Origin of the sequence: Citrobacter sp. CK194 (assembly GCF_030333395.1) — a bacterium.
In the GTDB taxonomy this organism is placed as follows: domain Bacteria; phylum Pseudomonadota; class Gammaproteobacteria; order Enterobacterales; family Enterobacteriaceae; genus Citrobacter_B; species Citrobacter_B koseri.
This window is the reverse complement of record NZ_JAOWGA010000019.1, coordinates 842,274-857,852: the sequence shown is the minus strand read 5'-3', so window position 1 is coordinate 857,852 and position 15,579 is coordinate 842,274. Positions and strand designations below refer to the sequence as shown.

General features: G+C 52.0%; 17 protein-coding genes. 7 read left to right on the top strand and 10 right to left on the bottom strand.

Annotation, left to right across the window (positions count from 1 at the left end):
* Positions 1-201 precede the first annotated feature (201 nt).
* The 5 genes from manX to mntP all read left to right on the top strand — a co-directional run bounded on the left by manX (position 202) and on the right by mntP (position 4,392).
* Positions 202-1,167, top strand: coding sequence for a PTS mannose transporter subunit IIAB (gene manX / locus OGX80_RS20210; protein WP_047463231.1), 966 nt, complete (start codon positions 202-204; stop codon positions 1,165-1,167).
* A 58-nt stretch (positions 1,168-1,225) separates the two neighbouring features.
* Positions 1,226-2,026: a PTS mannose transporter subunit IIC gene (gene manY / locus OGX80_RS20205; RefSeq protein ID WP_012132054.1), complete on the top strand. Its 801-nt coding sequence runs from the start codon at positions 1,226-1,228 to the stop codon at positions 2,024-2,026.
* A 12-nt stretch (positions 2,027-2,038) separates the two neighbouring features.
* Entirely contained in the window at positions 2,039-2,890 is an 852-nt protein-coding gene (gene manZ / locus OGX80_RS20200; RefSeq protein ID WP_012132053.1) for a PTS mannose transporter subunit IID, read from the top strand.
* Positions 2,891-2,945: 55 nt separating this feature from the next.
* On the top strand, positions 2,946-3,404 hold the full coding sequence (locus OGX80_RS20195) for a DUF986 family protein (protein WP_012132052.1): 459 nt from the start codon (positions 2,946-2,948) through the stop codon (positions 3,402-3,404).
* Positions 3,405-3,825: 421 nt separating this feature from the next.
* On the top strand, positions 3,826-4,392 hold the full coding sequence (mntP, locus tag OGX80_RS20190) for a manganese efflux pump MntP (RefSeq protein ID WP_115181548.1): 567 nt from the start codon (positions 3,826-3,828) through the stop codon (positions 4,390-4,392).
* Here mntP and rlmA read toward each other — a convergent pair.
* The 6 genes from rlmA to mgrB form a co-directional block, all read right to left on the bottom strand.
* Entirely contained in the window at positions 4,389-5,198 is an 810-nt protein-coding gene (gene rlmA, locus OGX80_RS20185) for a 23S rRNA (guanine(745)-N(1))-methyltransferase (RefSeq protein WP_012132049.1), read from the bottom strand. The genes mntP and rlmA overlap by 4 nt on opposite strands.
* Before the next feature lie 63 nt (positions 5,199-5,261).
* Positions 5,262-7,007, bottom strand: a complete 1,746-nt coding sequence (gene ftsI2, locus OGX80_RS20180) for a peptidoglycan DD-transpeptidase FtsI2/PBP3(PARA) (RefSeq protein ID WP_047463226.1) — start codon at positions 7,005-7,007, stop codon at positions 5,262-5,264.
* A 219-nt stretch (positions 7,008-7,226) separates the two neighbouring features.
* Entirely contained in the window at positions 7,227-7,436 is a 210-nt protein-coding gene (gene cspE / locus OGX80_RS20175; RefSeq protein ID WP_001062678.1) for a transcription antiterminator/RNA stability regulator CspE, read from the bottom strand.
* A gap of 12 nt (positions 7,437-7,448) precedes the next feature.
* Positions 7,449-7,592, bottom strand: coding sequence for a DUF2627 domain-containing protein (locus OGX80_RS20170; protein ID WP_001537930.1), 144 nt, complete (start codon positions 7,590-7,592; stop codon positions 7,449-7,451).
* Positions 7,593-8,255: 663 nt separating this feature from the next.
* Positions 8,256-8,543, bottom strand: a complete 288-nt coding sequence (locus OGX80_RS20165; protein WP_012132046.1) for a YebO family protein — start codon at positions 8,541-8,543, stop codon at positions 8,256-8,258.
* A gap of 74 nt (positions 8,544-8,617) precedes the next feature.
* Entirely contained in the window at positions 8,618-8,761 is a 144-nt protein-coding gene (mgrB, locus tag OGX80_RS20160; RefSeq protein ID WP_024130265.1) for a PhoP/PhoQ regulatory lipoprotein MgrB, read from the bottom strand.
* 158 nt (positions 8,762-8,919) lie between these two features.
* Here mgrB and OGX80_RS20155 point away from each other — a divergent pair, with 158 nt between their 5' ends.
* A complete protein-coding gene (locus OGX80_RS20155) occupies positions 8,920-9,159 on the top strand; it encodes a YobH family protein (protein WP_024130264.1) in 240 nt (79 codons plus the stop codon).
* Between the two features lie 170 nt (positions 9,160-9,329).
* Here the strand turns inward: OGX80_RS20155 and kdgR are convergent, their stop codons facing one another.
* Positions 9,330-10,121 carry a DNA-binding transcriptional regulator KdgR gene (kdgR, locus tag OGX80_RS20150; RefSeq protein ID WP_012132042.1) on the bottom strand — a complete coding sequence of 264 codons (792 nt, stop codon included), beginning with the start codon at positions 10,119-10,121 and terminating at the stop codon, positions 9,330-9,332.
* A gap of 177 nt (positions 10,122-10,298) precedes the next feature.
* Here kdgR and OGX80_RS20145 point away from each other — a divergent pair, with 177 nt between their 5' ends.
* Positions 10,299-11,672, top strand: a complete 1,374-nt coding sequence (locus OGX80_RS20145; RefSeq protein ID WP_047463223.1) for an MFS transporter — start codon at positions 10,299-10,301, stop codon at positions 11,670-11,672.
* Between the two features lie 50 nt (positions 11,673-11,722).
* Here the strand turns inward: OGX80_RS20145 and htpX are convergent, their stop codons facing one another.
* The 3 genes from htpX to proQ all read right to left on the bottom strand — a co-directional run bounded on the left by htpX (position 11,723) and on the right by proQ (position 15,550).
* Positions 11,723-12,604: a protease HtpX gene (gene htpX, locus OGX80_RS20140; RefSeq protein ID WP_012132039.1), complete on the bottom strand. Its 882-nt coding sequence runs from the start codon at positions 12,602-12,604 to the stop codon at positions 11,723-11,725.
* Positions 12,605-12,795: 191 nt separating this feature from the next.
* Complete coding sequence (prc, locus tag OGX80_RS20135; RefSeq protein ID WP_012132038.1) at positions 12,796-14,844, bottom strand: carboxy terminal-processing peptidase; 2,049 nt, start codon at positions 14,842-14,844, stop codon at positions 12,796-12,798.
* A gap of 19 nt (positions 14,845-14,863) precedes the next feature.
* The gene (gene proQ / locus OGX80_RS20130) at positions 14,864-15,550 is read right to left on the bottom strand and encodes an RNA chaperone ProQ (RefSeq protein WP_012132037.1); all 687 of its coding nucleotides are present in this window, start codon (positions 15,548-15,550) and stop codon (positions 14,864-14,866) included.
* Positions 15,551-15,579: the final 29 nt, after the last annotated feature.

Below are 15,579 nucleotides of genomic sequence, written 5' to 3'. Positions count from 1 at the left end.
TTTTACACTACGAAATTTCTCTGATGTGAAAGCTAAATTGCGGATCTTCATCACATAAAATATTTTTTTCGCTATCTAAAATAATTCCCGGAAATAACTGTTTTTTCATTATAACCCTTATCTGAATCGATTCGAGTGCGGACGGCGATTCAAAATACATCTGTCACGTTGATGTGTTAACGATAATAAAGGAGGTAGCAAGTGACCATTGCTATTGTTATAGGCACACATGGTTGGGCTGCAGAGCAGTTACTTAAAACAGCAGAAATGCTGTTAGGCGAGCAGGAAAACGTCGGCTGGATCGATTTCGTTCCAGGCGAAAATGCCGAAACGCTGATTGAAAAGTACAACGCTCAGTTGGCAAAACTCGATACCAGCAAAGGCGTGCTGTTTCTCGTTGATACATGGGGAGGCAGTCCATTTAATGCTGCCAGCCGTATTGTCGTCGACAAAGAGCACTATGAAGTCATTGCTGGCGTCAATATTCCGATGCTGGTGGAAACGTTCATGGCCCGCGATGACAATCCGAGCTTTGACGAATTAGTCGCTCTGGCGGTAGAAACCGGTCGTGAAGGCGTGAAAGCGCTGAAAGCGAAACCGGTTGAAAAAGCCGCTCCGGCGCCGGTTGCTGCGCCAAAAGCGGCGGCGCCCGCTAAACCAATGGGACCCAACGATTACATGGTAATCGGTCTCGCCCGTATTGATGACCGTTTGATTCACGGCCAGGTCGCCACCCGCTGGACCAAAGAGACCAACGTCACCCGCATCATCGTCGTGAGTGATGAAGTGGCGGCGGACACCGTACGTAAAACGCTGTTAACACAGGTGGCACCTCCGGGCGTAACGGCGCATGTGGTAGACGTTGCCAAGATGATTCGTGTCTACAACAACCCGAAATACGCAGGCGAACGTGTGATGCTGCTGTTCACCAACCCTACCGATGTGGAACGTATCGTTGAAGGCGGCGTGAAAGTGACTTCCGTAAACATTGGCGGTATGGCTTTCCGTCAGGGTAAAACGCAGGTTAATAACGCCGTTTCCGTCGACGAGACCGATATCGACGCCTTTAAAAAGCTCAACGAACGCGGTATCGAGCTTGAGGTTCGTAAAGTTTCCACCGATCAGAAACTGAAAATGATGGATTTGATTGCCAAAGTGGCGAAATAACCACCCGGCATTTAATTAGCATTCACACTTAAGTCTGTATAGCAATAGGAGAAGTACAATGGAGATTACCACTCTTCAGATTGTGCTGGTGTTCATCGTCGCATGTATCGCGGGTATGGAGTCGGTACTTGATGAATTTCAGTTCCACCGTCCATTGGTGGCCTGTACGCTAATCGGTGCCGTTCTTGGGGACATGAAAACCGGTATTATCATCGGTGGTACCCTGGAAATGATCGCGCTTGGCTGGATGAACATCGGTGCTGCCGTTGCGCCTGATGCCGCGCTGGCTTCCATTATTTCAACCGTACTGGTTATCGCCGGTCATCAAGGCATTGGCGCAGGTATCGCGCTGGCGATTCCACTGGCGGCCGCAGGTCAGGTGCTGACCATCATCGTACGTACCATCACCGTGGCATTCCAGCACGCGGCGGATAAAGCGGCCGATAGCGGCAACCTGACGGCGCTGTCCTGGATCCACGTATCCTCCCTGTTCCTGCAGGCAATGCGTATCGCGATTCCGGCGGTTATCGTGGCGATTTCTGTCGGCACCAGTGAAGTTCAGGGCATGCTGAATGCGATCCCGGAAGTCGTGACCAGCGGTCTGAACATCGCCGGCGGCATGATCGTGGTTGTCGGTTACGCAATGGTCATCAACATGATGCGCGCGGGCTATCTGATGCCGTTCTTCTACCTCGGCTTCGTCACTGCGGCATTCACTAACTTCAACCTGGTTGCTCTGGGCGTAATTGGCGCGGTAATGGCCATCCTCTACATCCAGCTGAGCCCGAAATATAACCGCGTAGCCGGTGCGCCAGCTCAGGCTGCTGGTAACAACGATCTCGATAACGAACTGGACTAACAGGTGAACGAAATGGTTGATATGACTAAAACTACCACTGAGAAAAAACTCACTCCGAGTGATATTCGTGGCGTGTTCATCCGTTCTAACCTGTTCCAGGGGTCATGGAACTTCGAACGTATGCAGGCGCTGGGCTTCTGCTTCTCCATGGTGCCGGCGATCAAACGCCTGTACCCGGAAAACAACGACGCGCGTAAACAGGCGATCAGACGTCACCTGGAGTTCTTCAACACCCATCCTTACGTTGCTGCTCCGGTACTGGGCGTTACGCTGGCGATGGAAGAACAGCGCGCCAACGGCGCGGAGATCGACGATGGTGCCATCAACGGTATCAAAGTTGGTCTGATGGGGCCACTGGCAGGCGTGGGCGACCCGATCTTCTGGGGTACGGTTCGTCCGGTATTCGCCGCGCTGGGCGCGGGTATCGCGATGAGCGGCAGCCTGCTGGGGCCGTTGCTGTTCTTTATTCTGTTTAACCTGGTGCGTCTGGCGACCCGTTACTACGGCGTGGCTTACGGCTACCGTAAAGGCGTCGATATCGTTAAGGATATGGGCGGCGGCTTCCTGCAAAAACTGACTGAGGGGGCGTCAATCCTCGGCCTGTTTGTCATGGGAGCGCTGGTTAACAAGTGGACGCACGTCAATATTCCGCTGGTGGTATCACGCATCACTGACCAGACGGGTAAAGAAAACGTCACCACCGTGCAGACCATTCTCGATCAGTTGATGCCGGGTCTGGTTCCGCTGCTGCTGACCTTCGCCTGTATGTGGCTGTTGCGTAAGAAAGTAAACCCGCTGTGGATCATCGTTGGCTTCTTCGTCATCGGTATCGCCGGTTACGCTTGCGGCCTGCTGGGTCTGTAATTCTGTTGTACACTACCGGGGCCCTTTGGCCCCGGTTTTTTTATCTGGAGGATTAATGACTGTCACGGACCTGGTGCTGGTTCTTTTTATTGTCGCGTTACTGGCTTACGCCATCTACGATCAGTTCATCATGCCCCGCCGTAACGGCCCCACTCTGCTTGCAGTGCCTCTGCTGCGTCGTGGTCGTGTTGATAGCGTTATCTTCGTCGGCCTGGTCGCCATTCTTATCTACAACAACGTTACCAGTCACGGCGCGCAAATTACCACATGGTTATTATGTGCACTGGCGCTGATGGGGTTTTATATTTTTTGGGTTCGCGCCCCCAGGATCATCTTCAAACAGAAAGGTTTTTTCTTCGCCAATGTCTGGATAGAATATAACCGTATTAAAGAGATGAATTTATCGGAAGATGGCGTACTGGTGATGCAATTAGAACAACGGCGCCTGCTTATTCGCGTACGAAATATCGACGATCTGGAAAGAATATATAAGCTTCTTGTTTCATCTCAATGAGTTACAGATATAGCCTGAACTATGTTTTAAGTATATTCGCGATCAAAAAAACATAGCTAAGGCTATATTCATCCCGCCTGATTTGTTATTTATTTTAACGTTTTATTGATAATTAAATCTAAATGAAAATCGTTTTCAATTAGAAGTCAAATAATATTTCTCCATTGTTGTTTTATATTCTCAAAATATGTTAATGTTGCGCCGTCATTTGGGGAGTAGCCGATTTCCAGACTCAGGAAATGTACGTGTCAACATACTCGTTGAAAAACGTGGCGCGTACGGACTGATATCACTCTAGTTTCAGTCAGGCGAGACCATATGCACATCAACTGCTATGCATAGCTTATGAACGCCATGTTCAGGTATGCATGTTCGCTGGGGGCAGTGATGTGTTTTATGGAACCCCGGTCAGGACGCTGTTATGAATATCACCGCAACTGTTCTTCTCGCTTTCGGCATGTCAATGGATGCTTTCGCGGCATCGATTGGTAAAGGCGCCACGCTACACAAACCTAAATTCTCCGAAGCCCTGCGCACCGGCCTTATTTTCGGCGCGGTTGAAACGATCACCCCGCTGATCGGCTGGGGGCTGGGTATGCTGGCCAGTAAATTCGTACTGGAATGGAATCACTGGGTTGCGTTCATCCTGCTGGTGTTTCTGGGGATTCGTATGATTATCGAAGGCGTTCGTGGCGGTAATGACGAAGATGACGAGCCGTTACGCCGCCACAGTTTTTGGCTGCTGGTCACTACCGCTATCGCCACCAGCCTGGATGCAATGGCCGTTGGCGTCGGTCTGGCATTCTTGCAGGTGAACATTATTGCGACCGCGCTGGCTATCGGCTGTGCCACGTTAATCATGTCCACGCTGGGCATCATGGTGGGGCGCTTTATCGGCCCGCTGCTCGGCAAACGGGCGGAAATTCTTGGCGGGGCTGTACTTATCGGTATCGGCGCCCAGATCCTCTGGACACACTTCCACGGTTAACGCTCACGTTGCCAGATGTGAAGGCTGAAATCCGTCTGGCAATCAAACTGCTGGCAAGCCGCCAGCCGCTCCCATACGTCAGGTTTTGCACGCCAGGCGAAAGGCGTCATCTGGAGCAACGCAACGGCCTCATTACCGCGCAACCGCATCTCATACCCTAACGCCATGCTTTGCTGCAACGTAAACCCTTCAAGCTGCTCAGTATGTGGGGCATGTAAACGCACTTCATCATAAATCAGCCCTTTTAGCGCCATCAGATGGCGCGGCCCCGGCGTAGCGGTGATTACCCAACCACCCGGTTTTACCACTCGCGCTAACTCTTCAGCCTTACAGGGGGCATAAATCCTGACAATCGCATCCATAGAGGCGTCGGCGAAAGGCAGACGATGGCTTGACGCCACACAAAACGTCACCTGCGGATAACGTTTCGCCGCCGCTTTAATGGCGACTTTCGCGACATCCAGACCAAATGTGGTGCCTGACGCCAGCGTTTCGGCGAAGGCATGCGTGTAATACCCTTCACCGCAGCCGATATCCAGAATCGACGTTGCATTCTCGTCCAGCCGTTCGGCAAGTATCCTGACGATGGCATCGCGCAACGGCTGATAATGCCCGGCATCAAGGAATGCCCGGCGCGCCTGCATCATTTCGGCGCTGTCGCCCGGGTCCCGTGACCGTTTATGCTGCACGGGCAACAGGTTGACGTATCCCTCTTTCGCCACATCAAACTGATGCCGTTGTGGGCAGATAAAACTGTTTTTCACCTGCGCAAGTGGCTGATGACAAAGGGGACAAGAAAACGACATGACAACTCCGGCCGATAATTTTAGGGCGCAAGTGTAACGCGAATTGCGCCCCGGGAAAATAACTTACAGCGAGGGGGACGACAGGCGGTTGCCGTGCATCACTAACAGGTGATCGGAGTCAGCAGGCATACCGTCCGGTTTAACGTTTTCCAGGCGCAGAACATCGCCCATAATCTGGCTGAACACCGGCGCCGACACCGCGCCGCCATAGTAAGATCCGTTTTGCGGATTGTTAATCACAACCACCAGCGCAAACTGCGGATCGCTGGCCGGAGCCACGCCCGCCGTATAGGCCACGTATTTATCGACATACTTACCGTCATCGCCGATTTTCTTCGCCGTACCGGTTTTTACCGCCACGCGATAATCTCTGACTGCGGCTTTGGTTCCTCCCCCGCCGGGGAGCGCGACGCTCTCCATCATATGCTCAACCTGATGCACCAGTTCGGCGGGCATCACACGCGTCCCCACAACGGGCGGATCGATACGCGTAATGGAAAGCGGTCGGTAGATACCAAAACTGCCGATGGTGGCATATACGTGCGCCAGCTGGAGCGGCGTCACCATCAGACCGTACCCGAAGGCAAACGTCGCCCGATCCAGATCGCTCCAGTAACGACGCTGCGGCAGTAAGCCGCTGCTCTCCCCGGTGAGCCCCAGTCCCGTAGACTGCCCAAAGCCAAAGCCTTTATACGTATCCAGCAGTCGTTGAACCGGCATAGCGAGCGAGAGACGCGACACGCCGGTATCACTCGATTTTTGCAGGATTCCGGTCAAACTCAGCTCCGGGTAATACCCCACGTCACGAATCCGGTGGCCGTCAAGATTAAACGGATGCGTATCAATCACGCTGTCGGGCTGGACAATGCCCTGCTGAAGCGCCGTCATGATCACCAGCGGCTTGACCGTGGAACCCGGTTCAAAGGTATCGCTGATGGCACGGTTACGAAAATCATCCAGCACGGCGCCTTCCCGGTTATTCGGATTAAAGTCCGGGAAGCTCGCCATCGACAGAATTTCCCCCGTCGCGATGTTGACCAGTACCGCCGCGCCGGACTCCGCTTTGTTCCAGGTGACGGCGTTATCCAGCGCATCCTCCGTCACTGTCTGTAGGCGTTCATCAATACTGAGCTGAAGCTCATGCGCCGGCACAGGATTTGTTTCGGTTATGTTCTCGATGACATGACCAAACTTATCTTTGCGAACAAGGCGGGAACCGGGTTTCCCCGTCAGTTGGGCATTAAAACTTTTCTCAATCCCCTCAATCCCCTGCCCGTCAATGTTGGTAAAGCCAATCAGGTTAGCCGCCACATGCCCTGCCGGATAAAAACGCCGGGACTCTTCACGCAGATTAATGCCAGGAAGATTGAGCTTATCGATCCATTCGGCCTGCTGCGGCGAAATCTGGCGCGCCAGATAGATAAACCGCCCGGCTGGATTACTGTTTACCCGCTCAGCCAGCGTAGCCAGTGAAAGATGCAGCGTCTGCGCCAGCGCCTGCCAGCGTTGGTTATACCCCACGCCGCCTTTACTGACGATCGTCTTCGGGTCGGCCCAGACCGCATTGACCGGCACGCTAACGGCTAACGGACGCCCTTCTCTGTCGGTAATCATGCCGCGTGGCGACGCCGTGGTGACCTCACGTAACGAACGCCTGTCCTCTTGTTTAACCAGATTTGTCGGCGTGATGATCTGTAACCACGCCACGCGTCCCAGCAATAACCCCATGCTCAGCAAAATCGCCACGCACAGCAGTACAAAACGGATGGGAGCAAAATTACGCACGGCGCCGTCGCTTTTCTTTTTCACCTGGTCTCCAGCAAGGTCGTTTTTCAGGTGATTGATTTAACGGGAATTGACGAGGGAAAGCGGGAAAAACAATGCTACGAACATCGCGGCTTTGCAACAAAGCGCTAACAGAAGTGTATTCAGAAATATTTTGAAGGAACCTGAATTAAAAAGCCCCGCACTGGCGAGGCTTTATATCTGAGGTTGATGCGCCTTGGCGCTTCAAATCAGTGGTGTCGATCAGATAGCTGTTACGTTAACAGCAGCCGGACCTTTCTGGCCGTCCTGAATTTCGAACTCAACGTTCTGGCCTTCAGCCAAGGTTTTGAAGCCGTTACCCTGGATAGCGGAGAAGTGTACGAACACATCTTTGCTGCCATCAGCCGGAGTAATGAAGCCAAAACCTTTAGACTCGTTGAACCACTTAACTTGACCTTTAATCTTTGCCATTTGCAAAATTCCTTAGAGTGTTTTCTTCGCCCGCAGGCATAACATAGATAAAACTGAGACATTACTGCTTGAGGCACTAATATAAGGTTCGGCAGAGAAGCGGTATTCAACGTCAACGTGTTTACTCAGGACTTCTTTACTGAAAATGCCACACATAAACAGAACTGTACCTCGTTTAACCCAAAACGTGTTATCACATACAACGTTAATTATGGCAAGCCATTTTTAAACGTGTCTCGATCAGTCGCACAAATCCAGAGAGATATCAAAGATCAACTGCACAGTTATGCGGCACAGTTCCCGACGATATATTCTCGCTTCTCCAGGCGCCTTTCGACAGGCTTACGCCCGTACAGCGGCTTTTCTACCATAGCTCAATAACTTCGGTTGTTCCAGGTCATGCGTTGATCTTATCGATACGGTAAACAGATATCACTTTTTATGCTTTGTAATGCATAAATTGTCACAACGCAAAAAAACCAATATTGTTTAAAAATGCGAAGTATTCGACCATTTTTCATCCGTTTCACTGATAGCCAATACGTGCTTTGGTTGTGCACCAAAATAATGAAAGAATGATGACAATGCACAAAAAAAGTGAGAGAAACGTTTCGCTATTAATAAAAACGATCGCTATCACAAAAGCGACATAATCACATTATTAGCGTATGGATAAATATATTTAAGGAGAGATTAAGTTAAAGCATTAAATGATCAATGAAATAACAGACCCGGTATACACAGGGTTACATTAATGAAAACAGGATGGGCCTGCCTGAAGGAATGGCTGGCAGACGCGCATCCTGTCTCTGCTTGTCGTTACCGTTCAGCGACCAGACGGATGATATCGTCATCCTCTTCCTGAGGTTTCGCTTCAGACTCGGCCTCAGCGACTTTTTCAGGCTCGTTAGCTTCGCACAGACGGCGTAGCAAGGCATTTTGCCGCTTTTGCTGATCCAGCAGCGCTTCAAGCAGCTCAATCTGCTCATTTGTTCTTGAACTTGCCCGGTTCACAAAAAACCACAGGACCAGCCCGACAATCAGAACCACCACCGATACAATCAAAGACGTAAAAGTCAGTACGCCAGAATTCAGAACTTCGTTCATGTTACCACCTCAATGTAGACGCCGTATTTTACCACTGCTACACGGGAAGGTAATCAACTGTTGTAAAAATGCTATCACCAGGGGATAAATTTATTGATGGCACAAATTCCGTTGAAAAATTGTACATCCTGATCGCACATTATGTTGAACACCTGCGCCCACAGCAGCAGACATACCAACGCAACAATAATCAGGATTACCCACCGAAACTTTTTCACTCCGCTCTCCGCATCCACATCTTATGCCATCAAATTACCACGCGTTATCTAAACCGGAACTAACTGGAGCGACATTATATACTTTTAGGAATGATACACTTGTTTCAGTGGGCGTTCAGGCTACCCTTATTCTAACCAAAAAAAGAAAAGAGGTAGTAATGCGTTTGATCATTCGCGCGATTGTTTTGATTGCTCTGGTATGGATTGGTTTATTGCTCAGTGGCTATGGGGTTCTGATTGGCAGCAAGGAGAACGCCGCCGGTCTGGGTCTGCAATGTCAATATCTGACTGCTCGCGGCACCAGTACAGCGCAATATGTCCATACTGACAGCGGCATCATTGGTCTGTCAGACTGTCCTGTATTCAGAAAAAGCGCCGTGGTGGTCGATAACGGCTAATCTGGCATCACATCCATTCATCTGCATAAATATCAGGCATAACGTGGTTATGCCTTTTTAATGCGTTTTCTGGCGGGAGAAACCACTCTCCTGCCCCCTTTCAGGGCAATAAAAAAGCCAGCAGGTATCTTCTACCGGCTGGCTTCTGAACGGCTCAGGGCGCGCTCACCTCAGAATGGATAGTCGTTGTAACCCATCTGCTCAGAAATTTTACGCGCTGCCGTGTGCAGCATAGCGACATACTCATGCAGACGTTCTTCGGAGAAACGCAGCGTCGGGAACGAAATGCTCAGACCGGCGATCACCACGCCAAAACGGTCGAACACCGGCACGCCAATACAGCGCAGGCCTTCTTCCTGCTCTTCGTTATCTTCGCCGTACCCCTGCTCGCGCACCTGATCCAGCATCGGCAGTAACGCCTCGGTGCTGGTAATCGTGCGCGCGGTGCTACGCTTGTACTCCACGCCATCCAGTATCTGTTTGACTTCATCACGGTCGCGCCATGCCAGCAGCACTTTACCAATTGCGGTGCTGTACAGCGGGTTACGGCGGCCAATGCGGGAATACATGCGCAAATTGTACATGGAGTCGATTTTATGAATGTAGACAATGCTGTCTTCATCCAGCGCACCGAGGTGAATTGTCTCTTTGGTCAGACGAGAAATTTCACGCATCTGAATATCAGCGCTACGGATCAGATCAACGTTTTGCAGCGCACGGGCGCCCAGCTCAAACAATTTCAGGGTCAGCGAATATTTTTCAGATTCACCTTCCTGCGCGACATAACCCAGCGTTTTCATCGTTTGTAAAAAGCGATAAACGGTGCTTTTTGACATCATGACACGTTGCGACAGCTCGGTGATCCCTATTTCGCGCTCTTCACCCAGCGCTTGCAGAATGCCAAAAACCTTCAGCACAGAAGAAACAGAATCAGGTTGTTTATCCAGATCTGCGATAGCCATTTATCACCTCATTGCGAGTGTTTTATAAAAATCAGAACCGGTTTTTATTATAATTTCACGTCATGGCGGTCGCAATCCATCTTTGCTTACTTAGTTACAAATCTGCGACATAACCCCGCGATATCAATGCTAAAATCATTACTCTGATCATAATCCCACGAAAGACATTGACTCTCTATGGACAAAATCCAGGCCGATGGCCTGCCATTACCCCAGCGTTACGGCGCCATTTTAACCATCATTATTGGTATCTCGATGGCCGTGCTGGATGGCGCAATCGCGAATGTCGCGCTCCCTACCATTGCAACCGATCTCCAGGCGTCCGCCGCCCGATCGATCTGGGTTGTTAACGCCTACCAAATCGCGATCGTGGTTTCTCTCTTATCGCTCTCATTTCTGGGAGACATGTTCGGCTATCGACGCATCTATAAATACGGCCTGGTCATTTTCCTGTTTTCGTCACTGTTCTGCGCGCTGTCGGACTCCCTGGAAATGCTGACGCTTGCGCGCGTCGCGCAGGGGTTTGGCGGCGCCGCGCTGATGAGCGTGAACACGGCGCTGATCCGGCTTATCTATCCGCAACGCCACCTTGGGCGCGGAATGGGCATCAACTCCTTCATCGTCGCGGTGTCTTCGGCTGCGGGGCCGACCATTGCGGCAGCAATCCTGTCGATAGCGTCATGGAAATGGTTGTTCCTGATTAACGTTCCGTTAGGCATTATCGCATTGCTGCTGGCTATGCGTTTCTTACCCCCAAACAGCGCTCGCAGCGCCAAACCACGATTCGACTTGCCCAGCGCGGTGATGAACGCCTTAACCTTCGGCTTGCTGATCACCGCTCTCAGCGGATTTGCACAGGGGCAACCTTTAACGCTGATTGGCGCAGAACTGGCGGTTATGCTTGTCGTCGGTTTCTTCTTCATTCGCCGCCAGCTCTCACTCCCGGTGCCTTTGTTACCGATTGACTTACTGCGTATTCCGCTCTTTTCTCTGTCGATCTGCACCAGTATTTGCTCTTTCTGCGCGCAGATGCTGGCGATGGTTTCCCTTCCCTTTTATCTGCAAACGGTATTGGGGCGTAGCGAAGTCGAGACCGGGTTATTGCTGACGCCCTGGCCGCTGGCGACAATGGTGATGGCGCCGCTGGCGGGCTATTTAATTGAACGGGTTCATGCCGGGCTGCTGGGCGCGTCAGGACTGATAATTATGGCCACAGGACTTTTTGCGCTGATGCTGCTGCCAGCCTCGCCGTCAGATATCAGTATCATCTGGCCGATGATCCTTTGCGGAGCCGGTTTTGGCTTATTCCAGTCGCCCAATAACCACACGATTATCACCTCTGCGCCACGCGATCGCAGCGGAGGGGCCAGCGGGATGCTGGGCACGGCGCGTCTTCTGGGCCAGAGTACCGGCGCGGCGCTGGTTGCGCTCATGTTGAATCAGTTTGCGGACAACGGTACGCATATTTCCCTGATGACGGCGGGCATCCTGGCGACCGTAGCCGCCATTATCAGCGGTTTACGCATCACTCAACCCCGTTCCGTAGCGTAAAAAAAAGCGCATCATCTGATGCGCTTTTTTAGAATGCCAGGCATACCGCCTTACTTCAGGTACTCGCCGCTACGCAGCGCTTCAATACGCTTATCCAGCGGCGGGTGAGTCATGAACAACTCGCTCAGTGACTTCGACTTGCCGTTGATGCAGAACGCCATCATGCTGTTGGCTTCCTGCGGCTCATAGCTGGTTTTCAGGCGCTGCAACGCGGCAATCATCTTTTCACGGCCGACAAGCTTCGCAGAACCGGCGTCCGCATGGAATTCACGGTGACGTGAGAACCACATGGTGATAATGCTTGCCAGTATCCCGAACACCAGTTCAAGAACCATCGCCACCGCGAAATAGATCATTGGGTTGCCGTTGCTGCTTTCACCCTCATCACGGTTTCCACCGAGGAAGCCCGCGGCGATCTGCGCGATAATACGCGAGATGAAGATCACAAAGGTGTTCACAACCCCCTGAATCAGCGTCATGGTGACCATATCGCCATTAGCGATGTGGCTGATCTCATGCGCGATAACGGCTTCGGCTTCATCCGGGCTCATGTTTTGCAGCAAGCCGGTGCTCACCGCAACCAGCGACGCATCACGGCGCGCGCCGGTCGCAAACGCGTTGATATCCGGCGCATGATAGATAGCCACCTGCGGCATAGCGATTCCGGCCTGACGCGCCTGCGTCGCCACCGTGTTCATCAGCCAGCGTTCTCTTTCATTACGCGGTTGCTCAATGACTTCCCCACCCACGGACTTTAACGCCATCCATTTGGACATCAGCAGCGAAATGAAGGAACCACCAAAACCAAACAGCAGCGCCATAATCAGCAAGCCTTGTACGCTGCTTGACTGTATCCCTGTCAGGCTCAGCACCAGCCCGAAAACGACCATCACGGCCAGGTTCGTCAGCAGGAAGAGCGCGATTCGCATCATAATTTTCTTTTAACCTCAACTTAACAAAACGCACTATGCGATACCCACATCGTATGGGTCTTGTGGCTATTTTCAAGCATCTGCGGGCGGTACGTCACCAGAAAGACACAACTTTACATTTTGTTGCATAAGACTGACGGCTTCATGCGCTTGTTAAAAAAACAGGCACAATTTCTTGTGCCTGCTTGACGCTATTTGCTGGTTGCGGGTTGCTCCGCGGGCTTCTCTTTCTCAAGATGCGCCAGATCCAGCGCTATCCGTACCGTTTCATCCAGATACGGATCCGGCTCTTTATAATCCTTCGGCAGATCGTCCAGTTTCTTCAGAAGCGGCTTGCCTTCACGTTTAAACCGATCGTTGATACGCGCCAGACGCAGAGCATCGTCTTCGTTATTCTCTTTTTCGCGCTGGGCGAAATTGAGAGAAGCGATATTGCGCTTATCTTTCATCGCGTTAAAACGGGCAATGTCCTTCAGGATGTACTGGAACTCAGGATCGTTCGCGATGCGCGCGTTATGCTCTTTCAGCAGTTCCGGGCCAAACGGCGTTAAATCATCTGACTTCACGTACGTTGCCGCATCAATGCTGTCCCACGGCAAGGCGTTGTCTTCAAACTTCTCGCCGGTTTCCGTCTCTTCATTCCCCGTCGGCATGACGATATCCGGCGTGACGCCTTTACGCTGCGTGCTGCCGCCGTTAACACGGTAGAATTTCTGAATGGTGTACTGCACGGAGCCCAGCGCAGGCCATTCAGGACGCAGCATCTGATCATAAATACGGTTCAGAGAGCGGTACTGCTGTACGGTGCCTTTACCGAAAGTCGGTTCACCGACAATCAATGCGCGCCCATAATCCTGCATCGCCGCGGCAAAAATCTCCGATGCGGATGCGCTGAAGCGATCGACCAGTACCACCAGCGGGCCTTTGTAATACACCACGCCATCGGTATCGGCGTCTTCACGCACTTTACCGTTGTTGTCACGAACCTGAACAACCGGGCCAGACGGGATAAACAGACCGGACAGCGAAACCGCTTCGGTCAGCGCGCCGCCGCCGTTGGTGCGCAGATCGATAACAATGCTGCTCACGTTCTGTTTTTCCAGTTTCTGTAGCTGGACTTTGACGTCATCCGTCAGCCCCACATAGAACCCCGGAATATCCAGCACGCCGACTTTCTCTTTACCGACCGTTTTCACCGTCATTTTAACGGCGCGGTCTTCAAGACGAATGCGTTCGCGCGTCAGCGTAATGGTTCGCGTTTTCGTGCCCTTACCGGCAGGCAGAATTTCAAGACGAACTTTGCTGCCTTTCGGCCCTTTGATCAGCGCCACCACGTCATCAAGACGCCAGCCGATCACATCAACCATTCCTTTCCCCGTCTGGCCTACGCCTACAATGCGATCGCCTACGCTTATCGCCTTGCTTTTTGCCGCCGGGCCGCCGGCAACCATCGAGTTGATGACCGTGTAGTCATCGTCCATTTGCAGAACCGCGCCAATACCTTCCAGAGACAGGCTCATTTCAGTATTGAACTGTTCGGTATTTCGCGGAGAAAGGTAGTTGGTATGCGGGTCGATTTCGCGCGCAAATGCGGTCATCGCCAGTGAGAACACGTCTTCACTGTTGGTTTGCGCCAGACGGCGAATCGCAGATTTGTAACGACGCGTCAGCGTTTCGCGAATTTCTTTATCGTTCTTGCCCGTCAGCTTCAGGCTAAGTTCGTCGAATTTCACCTTGCCATCCCACAACGCGTTCAGCTCAGCCTCATTTTTCGGCCAGGGCGCTTTGCTGCGGTCAAGGTTAAACGTGTCGTTACCGGTGAAATCCATCGGGCGTTCCAGCACGCTTAACGCGTACTGATAACGTTCGAAACGGCGTTTTTGCGCCAGGTTATAGAGGTCATAGAAAACATCCAGTTTTCCTGTACGCAGCTCATCGCCGAGGACAGTTTTGCTTTTCGCAAACTGCTCCACATCACTCGCCAGCAGCACATTGTGGCTGTAGTCGAGCAGATTAAGATAGCGATCGAAAATCTTTGCCGAAAACGCCTGATCCAGGTTGAACTGACGATAGTGGGAACGTGTAAAGCGCGAAGTCACGCGCTCACTCACGGTCGCATGCTGCGTTTCTTCCTTCAGAACGGGAATTTGATCGGCGCGCGTAATGTCATCGACGGCGAAGGACTGGCCTGCTATTGCAAGCAAGCCAGCTAACGCGGTAAGCCTAAAAAAAGTGTTCATGCCAGGCCTGGCCTCCGTTTCAGAACACCAGGTGTTCTGCGCGTACAATCAAAGACATACCCGAATTCAGCTGCACACGGACGCCATCTTTGGTGACTTCTAATACGGTGGCATCCATCGCATTGTTGCCTGCTTTCACCTTCAGTGACTGCCCTACCGTCAGCGCTGAAATATCAGACACCGGGGTATGCTGTTCTTCGCGTGGTGCGCGTGGTGCTTTAGCCGCCGGTTTTTCAGCGCGAGGAGTACGCGGAGTCGTCTCTTTACGACGTGGCGCAGGACGCGGTTTACGCTCACGGCGCGGAGCGTCTTCTTTTTCGCCTGCCGCAGCGGCAGCTTCGCGTTTTTTCGCCTGCTGTTCCGCACGTTGCGCCTGGACGCGTGCTTTCGCTTCTTCAAGCTGCTTACGCGCATGTTCAACGTGCTGCTCATCCAGCTCACCGCAAGGGTTGCCGTCGAGATCGACACGCGTTGCGCCCGGCTTAACGCCGTACAGGTAACGCCAGCTTGAAGTATAAAGACGTAAAGCGGAACGAAGTTGTGTCTTGCTGAGGTTCATTTCGCCCTCAACACGCTCTACCAGATCCTGAAAAATGCCAATTTTCAGCGGGCGCGCTTCGCCTTCCGCACTAAAACACTGTGGAAAACGTTCGGCCAGAAACGCGATAACTTCTTTACTGCTATTCAACTTAGGTTGATTTTCCATGAAATTTCCTGATTACAACGGACGTAGCC